This window comes from Actinobacillus porcinus, assembly GCF_901764995.1.
Taxonomy (GTDB): Bacteria; Pseudomonadota; Gammaproteobacteria; order Enterobacterales; family Pasteurellaceae; genus Exercitatus; species Exercitatus porcinus.
On the sequence record NZ_CABFKI010000006.1, the window covers coordinates 47,647 to 69,277 of the forward strand.

Annotated in this window: 16 protein-coding genes; 4 read left to right on the forward strand and 12 right to left on the reverse strand. The window is 41.2% G+C overall.

Annotated elements, in window-relative coordinates; genetic code table 11:
* Window positions 1–64 precede the first annotated feature (64 nt).
* The 12 genes from E7T07_RS05655 to purM form a co-directional block, all read right to left on the reverse strand.
* Window positions 65–6,595: an ESPR-type extended signal peptide-containing protein gene (locus E7T07_RS05655; protein ID WP_135709925.1), complete on the reverse strand. Its 6,531-nt coding sequence runs from the start codon at window positions 6,593–6,595 to the stop codon at window positions 65–67.
* Window positions 6,596–7,060: 465 nt separating this feature from the next.
* Window positions 7,061–8,098, reverse strand: a complete 1,038-nt coding sequence (gene holA / locus E7T07_RS05660; protein WP_135709926.1) for a DNA polymerase III subunit delta — start codon at window positions 8,096–8,098, stop codon at window positions 7,061–7,063.
* Between the two features lie 2 nt (window positions 8,099–8,100).
* Complete coding sequence (locus E7T07_RS05665) at window positions 8,101–8,607, reverse strand: LPS-assembly lipoprotein LptE (protein ID WP_135709927.1); 507 nt, start codon at window positions 8,605–8,607, stop codon at window positions 8,101–8,103.
* 11 nt (window positions 8,608–8,618) lie between these two features.
* Window positions 8,619–9,329: a DUF8095 domain-containing protein gene (locus E7T07_RS05670; protein WP_135709928.1), complete on the reverse strand. Its 711-nt coding sequence runs from the start codon at window positions 9,327–9,329 to the stop codon at window positions 8,619–8,621.
* 53 nt (window positions 9,330–9,382) lie between these two features.
* Window positions 9,383–11,965 carry a leucine--tRNA ligase gene (leuS, locus tag E7T07_RS05675; RefSeq protein ID WP_135709929.1) on the reverse strand — a complete coding sequence of 861 codons (2,583 nt, stop codon included), beginning with the start codon at window positions 11,963–11,965 and terminating at the stop codon, window positions 9,383–9,385.
* Between the two features lie 115 nt (window positions 11,966–12,080).
* Window positions 12,081–12,698: a glucose-6-phosphate 1-dehydrogenase family protein gene (locus E7T07_RS05680; RefSeq protein WP_135709930.1), complete on the reverse strand. Its 618-nt coding sequence runs from the start codon at window positions 12,696–12,698 to the stop codon at window positions 12,081–12,083.
* Window positions 12,695–13,522, reverse strand: a complete 828-nt coding sequence (gene apaH, locus E7T07_RS05685) for a bis(5'-nucleosyl)-tetraphosphatase (symmetrical) ApaH (protein ID WP_135709931.1) — start codon at window positions 13,520–13,522, stop codon at window positions 12,695–12,697. Before apaH ends, E7T07_RS05680 begins: the two co-directional genes overlap by 4 nt.
* Before the next feature lie 2 nt (window positions 13,523–13,524).
* Window positions 13,525–14,391: a 16S rRNA (adenine(1518)-N(6)/adenine(1519)-N(6))-dimethyltransferase RsmA gene (rsmA, locus tag E7T07_RS05690; RefSeq protein WP_135709932.1), complete on the reverse strand. Its 867-nt coding sequence runs from the start codon at window positions 14,389–14,391 to the stop codon at window positions 13,525–13,527.
* 48 nt (window positions 14,392–14,439) lie between these two features.
* Window positions 14,440–15,387: a peptidylprolyl isomerase gene (locus tag E7T07_RS05695; RefSeq protein ID WP_135709933.1), complete on the reverse strand. Its 948-nt coding sequence runs from the start codon at window positions 15,385–15,387 to the stop codon at window positions 14,440–14,442.
* Between the two features lie 74 nt (window positions 15,388–15,461).
* Window positions 15,462–16,001: a bifunctional pyr operon transcriptional regulator/uracil phosphoribosyltransferase PyrR gene (gene pyrR / locus E7T07_RS05700; protein ID WP_135709934.1), complete on the reverse strand. Its 540-nt coding sequence runs from the start codon at window positions 15,999–16,001 to the stop codon at window positions 15,462–15,464.
* An 84-nt stretch (window positions 16,002–16,085) separates the two neighbouring features.
* The gene (gene purN, locus E7T07_RS05705; RefSeq protein ID WP_135709935.1) at window positions 16,086–16,724 is read right to left on the reverse strand and encodes a phosphoribosylglycinamide formyltransferase; all 639 of its coding nucleotides are present in this window, start codon (window positions 16,722–16,724) and stop codon (window positions 16,086–16,088) included.
* Between the two features lie 55 nt (window positions 16,725–16,779).
* Window positions 16,780–17,817 carry a phosphoribosylformylglycinamidine cyclo-ligase gene (purM, locus tag E7T07_RS05710; protein WP_135709936.1) on the reverse strand — a complete coding sequence of 346 codons (1,038 nt, stop codon included), beginning with the start codon at window positions 17,815–17,817 and terminating at the stop codon, window positions 16,780–16,782.
* A 660-nt stretch (window positions 17,818–18,477) separates the two neighbouring features.
* Here purM and rppH point away from each other — a divergent pair.
* The 4 genes from rppH to E7T07_RS05730 are packed head-to-tail and all read left to right on the forward strand — an operon-like array spanning window position 18,478 to window position 21,565.
* Window positions 18,478–19,080, forward strand: a complete 603-nt coding sequence (gene rppH, locus E7T07_RS05715) for an RNA pyrophosphohydrolase (RefSeq protein ID WP_135709937.1) — start codon at window positions 18,478–18,480, stop codon at window positions 19,078–19,080.
* On the forward strand, window positions 19,077–19,868 hold the full coding sequence (locus tag E7T07_RS05720) for a sulfite exporter TauE/SafE family protein (RefSeq protein ID WP_135709938.1): 792 nt from the start codon (window positions 19,077–19,079) through the stop codon (window positions 19,866–19,868). The genes rppH and E7T07_RS05720 overlap by 4 nt, the downstream gene beginning before the upstream one ends.
* Before the next feature lie 7 nt (window positions 19,869–19,875).
* A complete protein-coding gene (gene lgt, locus E7T07_RS05725) occupies window positions 19,876–20,703 on the forward strand; it encodes a prolipoprotein diacylglyceryl transferase (RefSeq protein ID WP_135709939.1) in 828 nt (275 codons plus the stop codon).
* Window positions 20,704–20,713: 10 nt separating this feature from the next.
* Entirely contained in the window at window positions 20,714–21,565 is an 852-nt protein-coding gene (locus tag E7T07_RS05730; protein ID WP_135709940.1) for a thymidylate synthase, read from the forward strand.
* The last annotated feature ends 66 nt before the right edge of the window (window positions 21,566–21,631 follow it).

The following is a 21,631-nucleotide window of genomic DNA, read 5'->3' on the forward strand; positions in this document are numbered from 1 at the left end:
GTGTATCCAATAAAAAAACTAGCCAGATTTGGCTAGTTTTTTTGGTTAATAGGGTAATTAGTTGTTAGAAGCGGTAACCTACACTTGCACCCCCCATATAGTGACCTGCATTATTCACACTACCAGTCGCTTTTATAATGATTTTACCATTATCGGATACTTTAGAGTAACCTAATGCGAGTGCAGAAGAGCCACGGTAAGTACCACCGCCTACAGCTAGCAAGGTATCGCTTGGGTTATACGCCTGAACAAGAGAACCAATTGCAACTGCACCAGCGATACCACTACGTAGTTTCTTATCTACAGAGTGAATTCTATTATTTACTTTGCCAATTGCATCACCCAATTGGTTCATATTCACAGCATCATTAGTGCCTACACGGCCTGGCGCAACATTAGTGATGCGCTTATTATTCATATCAATTCCATTAGAATTAATTGAAGGACCATTAGTAATATTCACTTCATCAGCAGAAACCGATTTAGTAGTAACTGAGCTAAATTTCGGCGTATCTGATGTGGCAATATTGATATTTTTGCCTGAGCCACTGATGACAATATTATTTCCTGCATTGATAGATACGGTATCACCTGCTTTAACTTTGTCACCACCTGTGTAACCAGTTGCATCGCCATTAGTACCTGTAACTTTATCAGCTTTAACAGTCCAAGCAGCATTATTTACTGCTTTAGCAACATCGCCTGCGGTTGCAACTTTCGATTCATCGCCAGTCGCAACTTCCGCTTTACCATCAGAATTTGTACTAATATCGCCCGTAACAACTTCTAAACCATTAGAACCGCTACGAATTGTAGTACTATCTGTTTTTACCGAAATATCGTAGTTGTTGCCTGACGATACCACCACAATAGATGAATCTGTTGATGAAACAGTTGTTTTAGATGCTGCAATTGTATCGGTTAATTGTTTAACATTAACTGCATCAGTATCATCTGTACCTGTTGCTACACTAATAATTTTCGTATTACCTGCATTAATACCATTTGCATCAATATTTACTGTATCGCCGACTTTAAGCGTATCTACAGCAATATCTTTCGCAAGATCAACGGTAAACTCTTTACCACCTGTGCTATTAGTACTTTCACTCACAACAATATTGCTACTTCCTGCTTTCACAGTTTCTTCTTTCGCAAGTTGTTTTTTCGTATCAGCATCTAAATCTAACATATACGTTGTTGTATAGTTGCCTGCATCAGTTGTTGCCGTAACAGTTAAACCAGAGTCAGCTTTTGCTTCTACAACAGATTTATCTGCATTTACAGTATAAATAGATTGACCATTAGCACCTGTTTCTGAAGTAACGGTTGTATTTTTACCTGCAACCACTTCTGTTTTAGCAGCTTTCGCGGCTTCTTGTACTTGGTATAACTGGCTACCATTTACTGCATCCGTGCTGGTTGCATCTATCGTGCCAGCTGCGACATTGGTAATTTTATTACCACCATTGTCCAAGCCGTCTTTGGTTAAGCTTACTGGGCTACCTTTAGTTCCGTTAGCGATCGTAATGCCATTATCTGTCATTGTGGTATCGCCTGTTTTCACAGTTGTTGCATTTACAGAGTTGACATTTAAGTCTTTACTTAGCTGAACTTCTACTTTGCCGTCTTTCACCTCGGTATTAATGTTTTCATCGCCTACTACTTCAATGGTATTGCCTAGTGGTTGAGTTACCGTCTTACTATCTTCGGCTTTCAAGCCAAAACCTTTGTTGATCAAGTTATTGGCGGTCTGGTTAATGACATCAGCCACATTCTCTGCCGTCGCAAAATTATCTCCTTGGGCACTGGCTGTTACTGTACCATCCGTACCTTTGCTTAAGGTCGCTTTATTTACATCAAATGTAATATGCTTGTTTGCATCTCCACGTGCTGTCGTACCTGTACCGTTCACAAAGTTCACATCTTTGTTATTTTTGCTTATGGTTTCTACCACTTTACCATTTACGCTGGTCGTAAACTCTTGCAGTGCACTGTTTGCTGTATCCGCTACCGTTTTTAACTGGTCTTCCGTCGCCGCTTGTCCTGACACAATGTTATTCGGGTCAAACGTTTTATTCGTTAAACCACTGATGGTACCTGCATTACCGTTAATCGTAATCGGATTGTTTACACCCACTTTAATGCTGTTCGCTAACGCAAACGCAATCGTGTTGTCCGTCACCGTGGTAATGATATTGCCAGAGGTATCGGTAAACTTGACACTTTCACCTAAAGCCACCGTGTCTTCTGTGCCCTTATCCGCATTGATTTTGAAGCCTTTGCTAATCACATCATGCAACTGACCACCGTTAATTGCATCTTTACTGTCTGCACCTACCGTGCCATTTGCTACATTCGTGATTTTCTTATTCGCAGCATCAATACCTGATTTAGTAATGCTTGGTCCACCGGTAATGGTTAAACCATTATCTGTCATTGTGGTGTCGCCTGTCTTCACTGTAGTGGCATTCACCGTGGTAGCATTCACGCTAGTCACATTCAAGTTTTTACTTAACTGAACTTCTAACTTACCTGTATTCACTGTCGTATTGATGTTCTCATCTCCCACCACAGCGATGCTCTCTCCCAAGGCTTTCTTCACCGATTGATTGTCTTCCGCCGTTAAGCTAAAGCCTTTATTTTTCAGTTCACTTGATGTATTGTTGATCATCTCTGCAACATTCTGTGCCGTCGCAAAATTATCTCCTTGGGCACTGGCTGTTACTGTACCATCCGTACCTTTGCTTAAGGTCGCTTTATTTACATCAAATGTAATATGCTTGTTTGCATCTCCACGTGCTGTCGTACCTGTACCGTTCACAAAGTTCACATCTTTGTTATTTTTGCTTATGGTTTCTACCACTTTACCATTTACGCTGGTCGTAAACTCTTGCAGTGCACTGTTTGCTGTATCCGCTACCGTTTTTAACTGGTCTTCCGTCGCCGCTTGACCTGTGACGATATTATTTGGATCAAATGTTTTGTTCGTTAAACCCGTTATCGTGCCTGCTGTGCCATTAATCGTTATCGGGTGTGCTGCGCCTACTGTAATGCTGTTCGCTAACGCAAACGCAATCATGTTGTCCGTCACCGTGGTAATGATATTGCCAGAGGTATCGGTAAACTTGACACTTTCACCTAAAGCCACCGTGTCTTCTGTGCCCTTATCCGCATTGATTTTGAAGCCTTTGGTAATCACATCATGCAATTGACTGCCGTTCACCGCATCTTTGCTGGTTGCGTCTATTGCACCATCTTTCACATTCGTGATTTTGTTATCTGCTGCATCAATACCTGATTTAGTAATATTTGGTCCACCGGTAATAGTTAAACCATCCTTATTTAACATGGTGTCGCCAGCTTTTACGCTGTCTACCACTAAATCTTTCGATGTTGCAACCTTGTAAATCGTTTGACCATCCGTGCCTTTCTCTGACGTCACTACAATGTTATCGCCTTCTTTTACTTCAGTCTTCGCCGATTTTGAAGCATTGTTGATCATCTCTGCAACATTCTGTGCCGTCGCAAAATTATCTCCTTGGGCACTGGCTGTTATTGTACCATCCGTACCTTTGCTTAAGGTCGCTTTATTTATATCAAATGTAATATGCTTGTTTGCATCTCTACGTGCTGTCGTGCCTGTGCCATTCACAAAGTTCACATCGTTGTTGTCTTTGTCAATGCTTTCAACTTCTTTGCCATTCACACTTGTTGTGAAGTTTTGGATAGCCGTATCTGCTTTAGCAAGTTGCTTTTTGGTTGTGTCACTTAAATCAACAGTATAATTTGTAACACCGCTCGCATCTTTTTTGCCCGCCGTGACAGTTACTGCATTTGATCCTGCACTTGCAGTGGTTTTTTCAGCATCTACAGTATAAATAGTTTCACCATTAGTTCCCGGTTTTGATGTTACTGTAGTATTTTTACCTGCTTCAACAGATACCCCTTTAGGTAAAGCACTTGTATTAACTGTGAGTTTGCCATCACTGTCTACATTGATCGTTTTACCATCTACATTAACATCAAAGCTAACATTCGCTCCCTTTACATTGGATACATTGGATACTGTGCCTTTGCCATTCACAAAATTAACTTGATCACCAAATTTAATTTGTGCGGTTTCAGTGCCAGCATTATTACCGACTTTCCAATAACCTTTACCAATTGCATCCGCCACATCTTGCGTTGTAGCCACACCATTAGTTGCTGTTGAAACAACGCCATCATTTGTTGCCAACGTTCCTTGAGTTAGGCTCACTTTATAATCGGTTACCGTTGCATTTCCTGCTGCTGTTGAGCCATTTGGTGTAACGGTCAATAAGCTACTATCTGTTGAAACGCTTGCGCTAGTATCGTCTGCATTAATGGTATAAGTTGTACCATCTGCACCTGTGGTATTAGTAACTGTTGTATTTTTACCCTCAACCACTTTAGTGGTATTAGCTTTTAACTGCGACAAATTTACCGCATCATTTGGATTTGTACCGTCGGCAAGATTAGTGATTTTGCCATTCGTCATATCAAGATTACCACCAATCGTTGCATCCCCTGTTGTGGTAAGCATAGTAAAGGTTGGCGTCATTGATGTGGCAACAGTAATATTATTCCCTGATTTTGTGACAAGGATATTATCGCCCTTTTTGAAGTTTACAGTATCACCCGATTTAACAAATGAACTGCTTGCATCATTCGCTTGTAAATTAAAACCTGTATTATTAACTGCATTTACTACATCAGCAGCAGTTGCTAAACCTGCTGTACCTGTCGCAGCAGCAACGCCCTTGGTTGTCGTAATAGCTTGATTTACTACATTAAAGACAACTTTTGAAATATTCGCCCCATCCGTCACGCTTGCGGTGGTATAAGTGCCGCTAGCAAAATTAACAAAATTATTATTGTTAATACGTGATTTAGTTGAACCATTTTCTTGAATATTAAAACCAACTTTCGTTACTACATCATAAAGTTGGCTGCCATTAATGGCTTCGGTAGATGTCGCAGTTACGGCTCCTGCTGCTACATTAATAATTTTGCGCTGATATTTGCCACTTGTGCCAACAGAAACAACAGAGTTTGCTGCTTTTTGAGTATTAGGTGCAACGGTTGTTCCTGAGTCGTTTAAGAAATTATAATTTAGCGTTGTGTCAGGAACTGATGTACCAGTTGTAGAACCATTACCTAGAGCTAAGCTTCCCTCTAGTGCAGCAGTGGACTGTCTGCCAATAGCTGTTGCATTGGCTGCAGTGGCAACTGCCGTTCGACCAATCGCAATTGAGTTTACCGCACTTGCATTTGCATAGGCACCGAATGCCATTGCGTTTTCAGCTAATGCATCGGTATCGTTACCCATCGCAATGGTATTTAATGCTGTTGCATTGACCGCTTTACCAATCGCAATAGCAGATTCTCCCGTTGCATTAGTTTGTAAACCAATAGCTGTTGCATTGGTTGCATTGGCAACAGATAATTTACCAATTGCTACCGTATTTGGACCGCTTGCGGTTGAATTTTCACCAACAGCAAAAGTGTTTACGCCACTTGCCGTTGCATTAAACCCAGTTGCAATAGAATGAGCAGCACTGGCTGTTGCATTTGCACCTGTTGCAATACCGTAATTACCTTGCGCTGTAGCATTTTCGCCGACTGCAACGGCAGATGTACCAAAGGCTATGGTATTTGTACCGATTGCTACTGTATTGGCAGCAGAGGCATTTGCAATGGTACCAATTGCAGTACTATTTGCACCTTTAGCAACAGAATCTACACCAATTGCAGTTGCATTGACTGCGCTTGCTGTTGAGTTTACACCGATTGAATTTGAACTAACTCCACTTGCTGTTGTATTTGAGCCAATAGCAGTCGCAGTTGTATTCGTGGCTCTGGCTTTTGTACCAAAGGCAATACTATCTGTACCTGTAGCTTGAGTATTGGTAGCTGCATTATAGCTGTTAGATGATGAATCTGTTGCCGAACCAATAGCAATCGCACGTGTACCCGTTGTCAATACCGATTTACCAATACCAATACCTGCCTCACTTGATACGGAAGCTGCGGTACCAATAGCCATAGCGTAGTTTCCTGTTGCCCCCGCTTGGCGCATAATTGCTAGTGAATTAGCACCTTTAGCTAAAGTGCCAGCACCAACTGCAATAGAAGATGTACCATTAGCAGTTGCTGCAGAGCCCAGTGCAACAGCCACATTGGTTGCTGTACTTCTCTCCCCGACAGCAACCCCTCCTTGATAGGTAGAGACTGAATTTTGTCCAATCGCAATTCCACCAAGACCTTTAGAATAGTTATCAGTATCCCCATTTGAACCTTGAAGGTTATTTGGCGTACCATATTTTCCTAGGCTGGCTGTATCAGTTGCTTTACCATTTATAGTCCCTTCGGTAATCGTAGCAAAAGCATTGCTAGTAAATACACCCAAACCAACTGTAATGGCAATGCTTAATAATGAGATTTTAAATGAAATGCTCGATTTATCTGTATTGCCCACTGAAGAAGACTTAACCTTTCCTTTAGCAAGTTCTGATACAGCCATCCACGTTTGAGTTGATTGGTTCCAAATTACTCTGAAAATCTTATTCATATTGTTTCCTTATAACAAATAAATGAAAAACTGACGCCATAAGTTCCCATTACAATTGAAAAACTATTCGTCTATTGAAGTTGCTATTAAATGAATGAAGAAATTTATCTCTTACCGCTAGACAATATATTCAGAGTTAAGCCTTGGTATTTGGTGTAGGATTCACTAGGAATAAGACATTGTCTAACATGTCATTGTGTTAGCCATGGATTTGAGATATGAGAAAAATAACAAAGTGTTGGGGGGGGGGGCAAGGCTAACTAATTGAAAAATAATAGATTTTTTGATTGCTCTCCTGTGTCGGCTGCTTTCCTTGCCACCCTTCAATCAAGTTGAAACTTATATACAATCACATAAGCTAATCAATTCAAGCCAACGTCGGAATTAAGTTGGACTTACAATGAAGAGCATTATTATAAAATAGTATTTATAGAAAATATATCCCTAACTGATTGGATTTGTCGATTAAGCCGAAAATTTCACTGAAATATCCGCCAACTTATCCCAAATATCGTTGCTAAACTCTAATTTGGCAAGGCGTTCTAATTCAGCTAATTGTTGGATAATTTTATAGAGCTTGCGGTAGGTGAAGCGTTGAAAAAGTGCGCTATAAACATGGCGGCGATTTTGCCATATTTTTAGGCGGTCAAACCCTTCTTTTAACTGATGTGTTGGTAAAGGTTGATCAATACCGGTTAAGCGTTGTTGTGGTTTAGATAATTCCAGTAAGGTCATCAGTTCTCGTTGTAAAGTACGTAATAAAATAACAGGTTGCATTTCTTCTGCTTTCAAGCTTTCAAGAATCCGGCGTGCACGTCCTTCTTTGCCTTCTAATAGGGCGTCAATCCATTGAAAAGGCGTAAAAACGGAGGCTTGTTCAACCACAGATTTGACACGTGTAAAGCTGATTTTGTGGTCGGGGTAGAGTAACACCAATAATTCAAGGGTTTGCTTTAGGGCAAGCAAGTTGTTTTCATAGCTATAACAAAGCAATTGTATTGCGTCTTGTTCAATGGAAAGCCCCATGGCTTTAACGCGATGGGAAACCCAACGTGGTAGCTGTTCTATGCCGGGTGTTTGGCAATTTACTACGGTTAAGTGCGGTTCAATTTCCAGCGATTTTTTCACCCATTCTTGTTTTTCATTGGCTTTGCCAAATTTGGGCAGTTGCAAAATCAATAGCACATCTTCATGGGATAAGCTGATGAGTTCAAACAATTTGGCTTGTAAAGCGGCGGTGAGATTTTCAGGTAAGGTGAGACTAATCACTTGTTTATTGAAGAACAGCCCCATAGATTGGCAACGTTCAAATAAATCATCCCAATCCGTTGATTGATCCACTTGAATATCAATTTTCTCATCAAAACCCTGTGCGGTGGCGGTTTGAATAATGAGATCGCGCGCTTCCGCTAACAGCAAGGGATCTTGTCCGGTTAAATAATAAAGACTCGCTAGGCGTTGACCTAGCGAGTGGCTGAGCTGTTCAGGGAAAATACGGTTCATTGTTATTTTGCCGTTTTAACTTGATGTTGTAAGGCGACCATTTTGGCGATAATTTGACGAGCCGCTTGTTCGCGCATATCGTTCCAAATGACCTCACGTTCTGCCGATTTTGCTAGCGCGGCACGAGAGTTGTCAAAGAAAGTACGGTTAACGCTGACGGAAATTTCATGAGCTTCTTGTTTTGGTAAGCGAACATTGGCGCTTACGTTCATAATCAGCACTTTTTCTGCTTCACGTCCTTGTTTAAAGACCGACACCACTTCATCATTGGTGCGCACGTTGTGAATCCGTAAAACAGCGACATCTTCGCGCGGATCCACCACATTAATATTGCTCATCTGAAGTTGTTTGCGCATTGCCATGGACATAGCATCGTATTTGTCCGCACTTTCAAAACTGATGGTTTGTAATTCTTTCGGTACTAATTGACCGGTTTGAAAATGAAAACCACAGGCGGAAATGGCGGCAATGCTTGTGATTAATGCGATTTTTTTCAATAGGTTAAACATAAATTCCCCTTTTATTTGCAAATAATATTAAACAGAAGACTGGCTTTTTCTTTAATATTGGCAACCGCCATATTTTTGCCCCATTTCTGTTCTTGTGCTTTGATCATTTTTTGTAACTTTTCGTTATTGCCGGTAAAGCTTGGCGTATAACCAATTTCTGTCGGTGCGCTGTTATGGCGTAATGTGACGTTAATTAGTGCCGTATAGAAATCCGTAAAGCTATTTTCAGGGTAATAATTGGTTGTCATTAACAACGTTACCCCTGTTTTGCCTTTGAAATCCTGACAAATGGCTTTTTCCGCACTGAATTTAGCATGACTTAATCGCATACCGCCAAATTCATAGAAATCAAAACTTGTAGCTTGCGCGAGTTTTTTAATATTTTGCTCATCATAAATATTAACGGATTTTCCATCAAGCAAGAAAATGGTTGCCATAGCACTATTTTCCTTGGCACGCCCTAAAGGAAACATTTCACCGAGTTCTTTTTTCGCTTTTAATTCCCCAAAAGGTTGAGCTAAATAAGCCATATGTGCATCACGTTCTACGCTTTTCCCGTTTTGAAAAGCCTGAACTTTCCAGCTATAAAAACCGACTTCTTGAATACTGCCGTCAATATCTTTAAAAGGACGCCAATCTAAATGTGCGAAATCATTATTGGATGCACAGCCTGAAAGTGCGGTGAGAATGATGGCGGTTTTTGTTAATGTTGTGAATTTCATAGGCATATAGAAATATGGTGGGTTTTCACCCACCTTATTTGTTAACAAGTCAATTACTTCGCAACAAAACTAAATAATTTACCCGGTACATAAATGGTTTTCACAATGTTCAAGCCATCTAAGAATTTTTGTACGTTGTCATCTTGCAATGCCACTTCTTTGATTTGCTCTTCGCTGAAGTCAGCAGGGACTGTGACTTTACCGCGTACTTTACCGTTGACTTGCACCACAACCAATTTCTCATCTTCCACCATTGCCGTTTCGTCAGCAACGACCCAAGGGGCGAAGTCGATGTTGTCTTGGTTGCCTAATTCTTTCCATAATTGGAAACAGATGTGTGGTGTAATTGGGTAAAGCATGCGTACGACCGCACTTAATGCTTCCGCCATTACTGCGCGATCTTGTTCATCTGCAAGTGGTGCGCGCGTGAGTTTGTTCATTAACTCCATAATTGCCGCAATCGCGGTGTTAAAGGTTTGGCGGCGACCAATATCATCAGACACTTTCGCAATGGTTTTGTGAACATCACGACGTAAGGCTTTTTGTGCACCTGAAAGTGCGGTCGGATCTAAGGCAGTTTGTGCCGGATTTTTGTTGTATTCAAACACCAAATTCCACAAACGACCTAAGAAACGTTTTGCCCCTTCTACGCCTGATTCTTGCCATTCTAAGGTCATTTCCGCAGGCGATGCGAACATCATAAATAAGCGAACCGTATCGGCACCGTATTTTTCCACCATTTCTTGTGGGTCGATACCGTTGTTTTTCGATTTCGACATTTTGGTCATACCGCTATGTACTAACTCATGACCTTCGTCATCGGTGGCTTTGATGATACGACCTTTTTCATCACGCTCTAAGGTCACTTTTGTTGGGCTAACCCAAATGCGCTCATTAGTTGGGCTGGTGTAATAGAAAGCGTCTGCCAACACCATACCTTGGCATAACAATTTGTTAGCCGGTTCGTCGGATTTCACCAAACCGGCGTCACGCAATAATTTATGGAAGAAACGGAAGTAAAGTAAGTGCATGGTCGCGTGTTCGATACCGCCGATATATTGATCCACAGGTAACCAATAGTTGGCTTCTTCTGGGTCTAACATGCCTTCGTGGAATTGCGGGCAAGTGTAGCGCGCGTAATACCAAGAGGATTCCATAAAGGTATCAAAGGTATCCGTTTCTTTTAATGCAGGTTGTCCGTTGTAAGTGGTTTTCGCCCAGTTTGGATCTGCTTTAATTGGACTTTGTACGCCGTCCATCACCACATCTTCAGGCAAAATTACAGGCAAATCGGCTAATGGCGTTGGAACCACTTCACCATTTTCAAGGGTGATCATTGGAATTGGTGCACCCCAATAGCGTTGACGTGACACGCCCCAATCGCGTAAACGGAAATTCACTTTACGTTTCCCACAACCCATGGCTTCTAATTTGTCGGCAATACCATTAAATGCCGCATCAAAATCTAAGCCGTTAAATTCCTCAGAGTGGATTAATTTACCATGTTCAGTAAATGCGGCTTTAGTTAAATCAATTTCTTCACCATTTGCAGGCTCAATCACTTGTTTCAACGGTAAACCGTATTTAGTAGCAAATTCAAAGTCACGGGCATCGTGAGCAGGCACCGCCATCACAGCACCTGTGCCGTAGTGCATTAACACAAAGTTCGCCACCCAAATTGGCACGAGTTTGCCTGTGATTGGGTGAATAGCATTAATGCCTGTCGCCATGCCTTTTTTCTCCATTGTAGCCAGTTCCGCTTCCGCCACTTTGGTGTTTTTACATTCTTGAATGAATGCAGCAAGTTCAGGGTTATTTTTTGCCGCACTTTCCGCTAATGGATGACCTGCTGCGACAGAAATAAAGCTCACGCCATAGAAAGTATCAGGGCGCGTGGTGTAAACCGTGAGCGTTTCATCAGAATTTTCAACACGGAAAGTAATATCCACCCCTTCAGAACGACCAATCCAGTTGCGCTGCATGGTTTTTACCATATCCGGCCATTCAGGAAGTTGGTCTAATCCGCCTAAAAGTTGCTCCGCATAATCGGTGATTTTAATAAACCATTGTGGAATTTCTTTTTGTTCCACCGGGGTATCACAACGCCAGCAGCAACCCTCGTGGACTTGTTCATTGGCAAGGACAGTTTCATCATTCGGGCACCAGTTTACCGTAGAGGTTTTTTTGTAAACCAAGCCTTTTTTGTACAATTCGGTAAAGAACCATTGTTCCCATTTGTAATATTCAGGACGGCAAGTGGCAATTTCACGATCCCAGTCATAGCCTAAGCCCAACATTTTGAGCTGACCTTTCATATACTCAATATTTTCATAGGTCCATTTTGCCGGCGCAGTTTTATTTTTTACCGCCGCCCCTTCCGCAGGTAAACCGAAAGCATCCCAACCGATAGGCTGTAATACATTTTTACCGTTCATACGTTGATAGCGAGAAACCACATCGCCAATAGTGTAGTTACGCACGTGACCCATATGTAGGCGACCTGATGGATAAGGGAACATAGAAAGGCAGTAATATTTTTGTTTGCTCGGATCTTTTACCGCTTTAAAGGTTTTGTTGTCTGCCCAATATTTTTGCACTTCGCTTTCAATCAAATCGGGACGATATTGTTCTTGCATAGTTTTACCTTTGAAATTGTCAAAAAATTGACCGCACTTGGGTCAAATAGAGAGTTAGAAAATGCCGTATAGGATAGCGGAAAACCGTTAAAATTAAAAGATAAACAACTTCTAATTATTGATGGCATTTCTCATACAGGGGTAATAAATGCTGAATAGATTTTGTGATAAATTCGGTAGGATTGATTTTATCTAATTCTGCTTTCTCTACATTGCGTCCAATACACCAAAAATCATCATCTGAACGTAAAAGTAGATCTTGCTCAGTTAATTGTTTCACTTGACGAAAATCATCATACTCACTTTCATCTCCGCGCCAAATCTCCCAATCAGCAAATTGGTTTTTATCCAAATTATCTAGCCATTGATTATATTGTTGTACATTAATTTGCGAGCGATCGGCACGATAACAATGCCAATCTAAACAAACTTGCAGGCGACGACGGTTTAATAACACAGATAAAATAGCCGCCGAGTTTTGGTTAAATTCGTATTTAAAATACGCAAAGAAATGCGCCCTTACCTGCCAACCATTGGTCCAACTTTCGATATGGGGTTTTGCAAAGGGCGAGCCTAGTTGTTGTGAAACTTGTAAAATACAAGTTTTCCATTCATCCCATTCGCGTTTGTAGTCGGCTTTAATTTGGGGGATTTGTTCAGGGCAGAATTTTTTCATCTGTGCAAACTGAAAGAATGGAAGATTAAAAAGCTCGCAAGTTTGCGCTGAAATCATAAAAAATCTCCAACATTTTGGACCGCACTTTGGCTAAAAATTTGTTTATCTTCCCAACGTAGCAAGGTCAGGCGATTACCCCAAGCACAGCCCGTATCGAGCGCGTAAATATTGCTTGGCGTTGGGCAATCTACAAGGCTTGCCCAATGTCCAAACAGAATATTTTCCTGTTGAAAAAGAGGATTGTTACATTCAAACCAAGGTTTTAATTCGGGTGGTGCTTGGTCGATGGGGGCTTTGCATTCAAAATCCAGACGGTGATCGGCGTAACAAAAGCGCATTCGGGTGAATACGTTAATACTGTAACGTAAGCGGTCAATGCCCTGTAAATCCGGTGACCAACGATCAGGCCGGCTGTCGTACATTTGGCTGAGTAGATATTTGATATCGCCATATTGCAACACCGCTTCCACTTCTTTAGCGCAAGATTGTGCAGTGGCAATATCCCAATCAGGGGAAATGCCCGCGTGAGACAAACTAAAACCTAATTGTTCGTGATACACAAATAAAGGCTGAAAGCGTAGCCAATCAATGAGTTCAGCAAAATCCTCAGCAGCAAAAAGTGCGGTCAAATTATCGCGTGGTTTGACTTTCTTAATCCCATAGGCACAAGACAGTAAATGCAAATCGTGATTGCCGAGTACCGTTTGCGCCTGATTGCCTAGGGATTTTACAAAGCGTAAACATTCTAACGATTTCTCGCCACGCGCAATGAGATCGCCGGTTAAATACAAAAAATCATCAGAATTAAACCGCACTTTTTCGAGCAATAATTGCAATTCATCAAAGCAACCGTGCAGATCGCCCACAAAATAGGTCGCCATAATTATTCTACGTCTTCAAAAATGTCGTCTTTATTCACATCAGCGGGTGGATTATCACACAGCCAGTTTGCCAAATGCACATAATCTGCAATGGTCAAGTTTTCCGCTCGTGCGTTTAAATCAATCCCAAGTGCGGTGAGATTTTCCGCAGAAAATAGTGTGGATAGCGCATTGCGCAAGGTTTTACGACGTTGGTTAAAGGCTTGACTTGTCACGCGATTAAGCCAATACAGATCTTTAACCGGATAAGGTAATTCTTTATGTGGAATTAAACGCACTACCGCGGAATCCACTTTCGGCGCAGGTTTAAACGCCGTTGGTGGCACTTCCAACACAGGCATTACTTGGCAAAAATATTGCGTCATAATGGTTAAACGACCGTAAGCCTTGCTGTTTGGCGCGGCGCAAAGGCGTTTTACCACTTCTTTTTGCAACATAAAATGCATATCTTGGATTTTGTCGTGGAATTTCAACAAATGGAAAATCAGCGGCGTAGAAATGTTGTAAGGCAAATTGCCGAATACCCGTAATTTTTGCCCTTGCTCCGCCAGTTTTTCATCATCATAAAGTTTGCCAAAATCGAACTGCATGGCGTCAGTTTCAATCACATTGAGTTTTTGATGTAAGAACGGATGATGACGTAAACGCTCTGCCAGATCGCGGTCAAGCTCAACGACCGTTAAGCGATCCACTTGATCGCCCACAGGCTCGGTTAACGCCCCTAAACCCGGGCCGATTTCCACTAAAAATTGGTCTTTTTGCGGATAGATTGCCGCAACAATGCCTTGAATCACATTGTCATCATGTAAGAAGTTTTGCCCGAAGCGTTTACGGGCGGTATGGCCTAAATGGCGTTTTGAGTTACTCATTGAATGGTTCCTAAAAGAAAGAGTGGGCGATGTCGCCCACTGAATGAATTAGTTTGAGAGAATTTGAATATTGGCACCTTTGCGTAAGGCTTTAATCCAGTCTTTGGATTCTTCCTGCAACTGCTGATTAACCAGCTGTTCATAGGCTTTTTGACGATAAGCGTCAGCGGTAACATCCCCTTGACGTGTATCGGTGACTTCTAAAATATGCCAACCAAATTCCGTTTTAAACGGCGCGGAAATGACGCCTTGTTTTGTGGTTTTAATGGCATGTGCAAATTCAGGGGCGTAAATTTCAGGGAGAGCAAAACCTAAATCCCCACCATTAGCACCTGAAAGATAATCTTTCGAATAATTTTTTGCTGCATCCGCAAAGGTGGTTTTACCCGCCAGAATATCAGCACGAATTTGTGTTAATTGTGATTTGGCTTGCGCATCATTTAATAATGGGTTGAGTTTAATTAAAATATGGCGCACTTTATATTCTGTCGCCGTAATCGCTTTCTCATTACCACTGTTTTTAGCTTGTTCTAGCATTTGTTTACTAAGTGCTTCTACTTGTTCGCGACTCACATCAATATTTTTACCAATGCTGCGATTACGCACTTCAGACATCAAAATCTGATTGGCAATATTCGCTCTAAACTGCGTAATACTGATGCCTTGATAATCTAATGCATCCAATAACTGACCATAAGTTAAACCATTTTGGGCAGCAATATTTTGCACAATTTGATCCACTTGCGCCGGATTGATTTTGACGCCTGATTCTTGAATGGCTTTTTGTACCAACATATCATCAATAATGCTATCTAAAGCGGCAAGACGATTGGCTTCGGTATTGGCACGTTTTCCTAACGCGCGTTGTACTTGGCTTTCTAAAATCGGGTTGCCATCCACCGTGGCGACCACTTTTTCTATTGCTTGAGCATTGCCGATAAACGCTATGAATCCCATGGCGACAAATAGCATATTTTTTAACTGTTTTAATTTCATTTTTTATCCATTTTTACTAAAAATTTGTACTGATTAGAACGAGTTAGTCAAGAAAAGTTCCCTTTGCACTCGCATTATCGAGAAATTAGCGCGACTTCATAGCAACTGTCAAATTTCATTGTGCGTACTTGGACTTTTTCAGCGCGGCTGGTCGGAACGTTTTTGCCCACATAATCCGCGCGGATTGGCAATTCTCGATGACCACGATCCACAAAAATCACCAATTCAACTTTTGACGCACGCCCAAAGTCCACCAGTGCATCCAAGGCGGCACGAATGGTTCTACCGGTAAACAATACATCATCCACTAAGATGACCGTTTTACCTTGTACACTGATGTATTCGCTAGAACCCTTGTAAACAGGCGATTGATCGCTGGGTTCAACATACTCTAAGTCATCTCGATAAAAGGTAATATCTAAATCAATCGATGGCAAATCTAATCCGGTTAACTCATTGATTTTTCGTTTAATGAGTTCGGCTATTTCTGCACCGCGGCGTTTAATTCCAACGATAATCAGATCATTTAGATTTTCATGTTTCTCAATGATCTCGTGGGAAATCCGCGAAATGGTACGTATAAATTGGTCTTCATCAATGATGATTTTTTCCATAAAAAATCCATCCCCAATAAGCTGAAATAAATTTTGCGTTACTATAACAAAATTTTCACGGAATTTAACCGCACTTTGTAAAAATTATTCGTTGGCGTAACCATTTTCAGGCAATAATTTGCCGTCTAAATAGGCTTTGCCCTCTTTTTCTTTTAGGCGGTCGCTGGCAAACCATTTTACAACGAGTGGATAAATCTGAATTTCTTGTGCTTTGACACGTTCTTCAATATCAGCGATGTCATCTTCAGGAAAAATCGGTACTTTCGCTTGTAAGATAATGGCACCGCTATCTAATTCAGGTGTCACAAAATGTACGGTTGTACCATGTTCGGTATCGCCTGCATCCAATGCCTGTTGATAGGTATGTAAGCCTTTGTATTTAGGCAGCAGTGACGGATGAATATTCAAAATCTTACCGACAAATTGTAATGTGAATTCATCGCTTAAAATTTTCATATAACCGGCGAGCACAACAAGATCCGCTTCTAGTTGCTCGATATGCTGTGCAATAGCCCGATCCATTTCGAGATTATTGGCAAAATTTTTGCGTTCAAAAAGTGCGGTGGGAATTTTCGCATTTTTGGCACGTGTTAAGCCATAAGCATCTGCTTTATTGCTAATCACAGACACAATTTTCCCATTGATTTTACCGGATTGACAGGCATCCATAATGGCTTGTAAATTGGTGCCTGAGCCTGAAATAAGAACAACGATTTTTTTCATGTTATAAACTCAAAAGCCCAATACAACGATTGGGCTTCATTTAGGAAGAAAGAAATTAACGAATGATCACTTGTTTTTCGCCGTCAGCTAATGGTTCAATTTGACCAATTAGCCACGCATTTTCGCCCGCAGCGCGTAACACGTTTAAAGCTTTTTCCACATCCGCTTGTGGTAACGCAATCACCATGCCGACACCGCAGTTAAAGGTGCGATACATTTCGTAGGTTTCAATATTGCCTTTTTCTTGTAACCATTTGAAGACCGGTTGCCATTCCCAGCTTTTTTCATCGATAACGGCTTTTACATTTTCCGGTAACACACGCGGAATATTTTCCCAGAAGCCGCCGCCTGTTAAATGAGCAATAGCGTGAACATCTACATTTTCAATAAGTTCTAATACAGATTTTACGTAGATTTTGGTTGGTGCTAACACTTGATCCGCAAGGGGCTTGCCTGCAAGCTGTTCCGTTGCCGGATTTACGCCGGCCACATCAATGACTTTGCGAATTAAAGAGTAGCCATTGGAATGTGGACCGCTTGAACCTAATGCGATTAAGGCATCGCCCGCTACAACTTTTGAGCCGTCTAAGATTTTTGATTTCTCAACCACACCCACGCAGAAGCCGGCCAAGTCGTAGTCACCCACATGATACATTCCGGGCATTTCAGCAGTTTCTCCGCCCACTAAGGCACAACCTGATTGAACACAACCTTCTGCAATGCCTTTAACCACATCAGATGCCACATCAACGTCTAACTTACCCGTTGCATAGTAATCTAAAAAGAATAACGGCTCTGCGCCCTGTACCACTAAGTCATTGACGCACATTGCCACAAGATCAATACCGATTGTGTCATGTTTTTTTAAATCAATGGCTAAACGTAATTTAGTGCCTACGCCATCTGTACCGGAAACCAGCACCGGCTCTTTATATTTTGTCGGTAAAGCACATAGCGCACCGAAACCGCCTAGGCCACCAATTACTTCAGGGCGGGTGGTACGTTTTACATGGGGTTTAATGCGTTCAACTAATTCATTACCAGCATTAATATCTACGCCAGCGTCTTTGTAACTTAATGATGCATTGCTCACAGTTGCGTTTCCTTTTGAGTTCAAAAATTGGCGCTATTATACAGAGTTACGTAATCGTTTGCGATACTTTTTTCTTTGGGATTTTTCGTTTTTATGTGAAGCCTAAAATCAAATTGATTTGATTAAAAAATGTCCGGTATTTTTAATGTTATCAGCAGGATTGTGTAAAAATTATGACTGATTGCTTTTAACCTATTGATTATTAATATAAAAATAATTTTTCGTTGTGAAGGGATAAAAGTGTTATCAAAGATTTTTGTTTATTCAACCACAATTTTATCCACAAAAAAGTAGAATAACTCACAGTGAGATGGACGAATTCGCTATTTTTGGGGTTTGTTTGTGGATAAGTGAATCTAAATGTGTTTCTTTTTCACAATAATATAGGAAAAAAGTGCGGTTTATTTTTGTAGGGATTTTATCACCCGCTTTCATTTTATTTTTTATCCACATTGAATGGTGTGAGTGCTCGTCTGCCGGTATGAAAAAATATTCTTTATTTATTTTCAGTCTATGCACAGAGTTATCCACATATTCTCTAAATAGCTAAAAATCTCACCGCACTTTTGTGCTTCACAAGCTGTACAGTATTGGCGAAAATTCCATGATGTGCCATAATTCCGCGCTAGATCTAAACAAAATATTTTAAGGTGAACGATAGTGATCGATTTCGATGGCTACCGTCCTAATGTTGGCATTGTCATTTGCAATGAAAAACGACAAGTGCTGTGGGCAAAAAGGTACGGACAAAATTCGTGGCAATTTCCACAAGGCGGTATTAATGAGGGTGAAACGCCTGAACAAGCGATGTACCGCGAACTCTTTGAAGAAGTGGGATTGACTAAAAAGGATGTGAAAATCCTTTATGCATCAAAACAATGGCTCCGTTATAAATTACCAAAACGTTTGTTGCGTTATGACAGTAAGCCGATCTGTATTGGGCAAAAACAGCGTTGGTTTTTATTACAACTCACTTGTGATGCAAAAGATATTGATATGAACAGAACGAAGTCACCGGAATTTGATGGGTGGCGTTGGGTGAGTTTTTGGTATCCTGTGCGTCAAGTGGTGTCTTTTAAGCGCGATGTGTATCGCCGCGCGATGAAAGAATTTGCCCAATTTTTATTTGATCCTGCGCGCAGTGAAGTGGCATTAGCACCACAACCTGCAAAAGAAGAACAGAATTCAACGAAAAAAGCACCTTATTATCATAAGCATCCATTGCAAAAGAATAAGCATAAAAAAGGAAAAAAACATCGATGATGACGGTATTTTTAATTTGTTTGCTTGTGGGCTGTGTGGTCGGCGTATTGGCAGGATTGTTTGGTATTGGTGGCGGTTTGGTCATCGTGCCTGTTTTAGTGTATTTATTACCGATGGTTGGTGTGCCGGACCATTTATTAATGTCGGTGGCACTTGGCTCGTCTTTTGCCACTATCATTATTACAGGCGGCGCTTCAGCCTATAACCATTATAAAGTCGGGAATGTGGATTGGTCAGCCCTTCGCTTATTTGCACCAGCATCGATGATGGCAACCTATATCGCCAGTTTTTTTGTAAGCTATTTACCGAAAGAGATTGCAAGCCGTATTTTTGCGGTAATGGTGGTCTATCTTGCTATTAAAATGATGTTGTCAGTCAAAATGATTGCAGGAAATAAACCTTTTACCGATAAATCTGCCTTAGTTGGCGGTTCGTTAATTGGCATTGCATCCAGTTTTGCGGGCATTGGTGGGGGCAGTTTTATTGTGCCATTCCTGAATGCACGCGGTTATGAGATGAAAAAAGCCATTGGTTCTTCTTCTTTTTGCGGTATGTTACTCGCCTTTTCCGGGAGTTTAAGTTATATGGTCAGCGGTTGGGATAATACTGAAATGCCTGATTGGTCGTTAGGATCGGTATATTTACCCGCTGTTTTAGGTATCACGTTAACTTCCGCTTTTACGACTAAATTCGGCGTTATGTTAGCTTCGCAATTGCCGGTGGCAAAATTGAAGAAAGCCTTTGCCATATTTCTATTAATGATTGCTTGTAAAATGATTTTGAGTTAGGAATGTTATGACAGATTTTATTCATTTACCTTATATTGATCCTGTAATTTTTTCGTTAGGTCCGATTAGCCTTCGTTGGTATGGCGTTATGTACCTGTTAGGATTTGCCTTTGCCTATTGGTTAGGCTCAAAACGGATCAAAAAATCCAACGGACTTTGGACGGAAGAGCAATTTGATAGCTTGCTTTATAATTGTTTTGCCGGTGTTATTTTAGGCGGACGTATTGGCGATGTGTTTTTCTATAATTTCGATCGCTTTATTACAGATCCACTTTATTTATTCCGTATTTGGGAAGGCGGAATGTCTTTCCACGGCGGATTGCTTGGTGTGATCGTGGCGATGATTTGGACATCCATTCGTCAGAAACGGAGCTTTTGGCAAACCGCAGATTTAGTGGCGCCGCTTGTGCCGGTGGGATTGGGTTTAGGGCGTTTAGGTAACTTTATCAATAACGAACTTTGGGGACGACCTGTAGAGAATTTAGATGCCGTGCCTTGGGCGATGTTCCCTTATGGTTACCATGGTTCCATTCCATTGCACCCATCCCAACTTTATGAAATGTTGCTCGAAGGGGCGTTATTATTCGTTATTTTGAATGTGTTTATCCGTAAACCTCGCCCATTAGGTGTGGTATCAGGGCTATTTTTAATCGGCTATGGTGTTTTCCGTTTCTTGGTGGAATATGTACGCGAAATCGATCACGGTGTTAATACCGCAGAAGACTTGATTACACGCGGTCAAATGTTGTCTTTGCCCATGATTATCGGTGGTATTGTCATTATGCTTTGGGCGTATTCTCGTACTCAATCAACGAAAAGTGCGGATAAAAAATAAGGAGTTTCTCATGCGTCAATATTTAGATTTATGCCAACGCATTGTGGATGAAGGCGTTTGGATTGAAAATGAACGAACAGGAAAACGTTGTTTAACGGTGATCAATGCGGATTTGGAATATGACGTTGCCAATAACCAATTCCCGATTATTACCACGCGCAAAAGTTACTGGAAAGCAGCGATTGCCGAATTTTTAGGCTATATTCGTGGTTACGATAATGCGGCAGATTTCCGTAAATTGGGAACAAAAACCTGGGATGCCAATGCCAATGAAAATTTAGCTTGGTTAAACAACCCTGCGCGTAAAGGCACGGATGATATGGGGCGCGTTTATGGTGTGCAAGGTCGAGCTTGGCGTAAACCGAATGGCGAAACCGTGGATCAGCTACGTAAAATCGTCAATGACCTGAGCAAGGGGATTGATGATCGTGGTGAAATTCTTACTTTCTTAAACCCGGGCGAATTTGATTTAGGTTGCTTACGTCCTTGTATGTATAGCCACACTTTTTCTTTGCTAGGCGACACCCTTTATTTAACCAGTTACCAACGTTCTTGTGATGTTCCATTGGGATTGAATTTTAACCAAATTCAAGTATTCACTTTCTTAGCGTTAATGGCTCAAATTACAGGCAAAAAAGCCGGTAAGGCATACCATAAAATTGTTAACGCGCATATTTACGAAGATCAATTGGCATTAATGCGCGATGTACAACTGAAACGTGAACCTTTCCCATCACCAAAATTAGAAATTAATCCTGATATTAAAACCCTAGAAGATCTCGAAACTTGGGTCACCTTGGATGACTTTAAGGTGGTAGGGTATGAATGTCACGAAGGGATTAAATATCCATTTTCAGTTTAGTGCACTAATAGTGACAGTATTATGTCGCAGTTGCACAAGGCGGTCGTTGAGCTTGTCGAAACGTAA

Excerpts from the sequence above, each read along its gene's own strand:
- E7T07_RS05730 (WP_135709940.1), top strand. The coding sequence starts at position 20,714 with ATGCGTCAATATTTAGATTTATGCCAACGCATTGTGGATGAAGGCGTT.
- lgt (WP_135709939.1), top strand. The coding sequence starts at position 19,876 with ATGACAGATTTTATTCATTTACCTTATATTGATCCTGTAATTTTTTCG.
- E7T07_RS05655 (WP_135709925.1), bottom strand. The coding sequence starts at position 6,595 with ATGAATAAGATTTTCAGAGTAATTTGGAACCAATCAACTCAAACGTGG.
- pyrR (WP_135709934.1), bottom strand. The coding sequence starts at position 16,001 with ATGGAAAAAATCATCATTGATGAAGACCAATTTATACGTACCATTTCG.
- E7T07_RS05720 (WP_135709938.1), top strand. The coding sequence starts at position 19,077 with ATGATGACGGTATTTTTAATTTGTTTGCTTGTGGGCTGTGTGGTCGGC.
- E7T07_RS05680 (WP_135709930.1), bottom strand. The coding sequence starts at position 12,698 with ATGATTTCAGCGCAAACTTGCGAGCTTTTTAATCTTCCATTCTTTCAG.
- E7T07_RS05670 (WP_135709928.1), bottom strand. The coding sequence starts at position 9,329 with ATGAAATTCACAACATTAACAAAAACCGCCATCATTCTCACCGCACTT.
- leuS (WP_135709929.1), bottom strand. The coding sequence starts at position 11,965 with ATGCAAGAACAATATCGTCCCGATTTGATTGAAAGCGAAGTGCAAAAA.
- holA (WP_135709926.1), bottom strand. The coding sequence starts at position 8,098 with ATGAACCGTATTTTCCCTGAACAGCTCAGCCACTCGCTAGGTCAACGC.
- E7T07_RS05695 (WP_135709933.1), bottom strand. The coding sequence starts at position 15,387 with ATGAAATTAAAACAGTTAAAAAATATGCTATTTGTCGCCATGGGATTC.
- E7T07_RS05665 (WP_135709927.1), bottom strand. The coding sequence starts at position 8,607 with ATGTTTAACCTATTGAAAAAAATCGCATTAATCACAAGCATTGCCGCC.
- rsmA (WP_135709932.1), bottom strand. The coding sequence starts at position 14,391 with ATGAGTAACTCAAAACGCCATTTAGGCCATACCGCCCGTAAACGCTTC.
- purN (WP_135709935.1), bottom strand. The coding sequence starts at position 16,724 with ATGAAAAAAATCGTTGTTCTTATTTCAGGCTCAGGCACCAATTTACAA.
- apaH (WP_135709931.1), bottom strand. The coding sequence starts at position 13,522 with ATGGCGACCTATTTTGTGGGCGATCTGCACGGTTGCTTTGATGAATTG.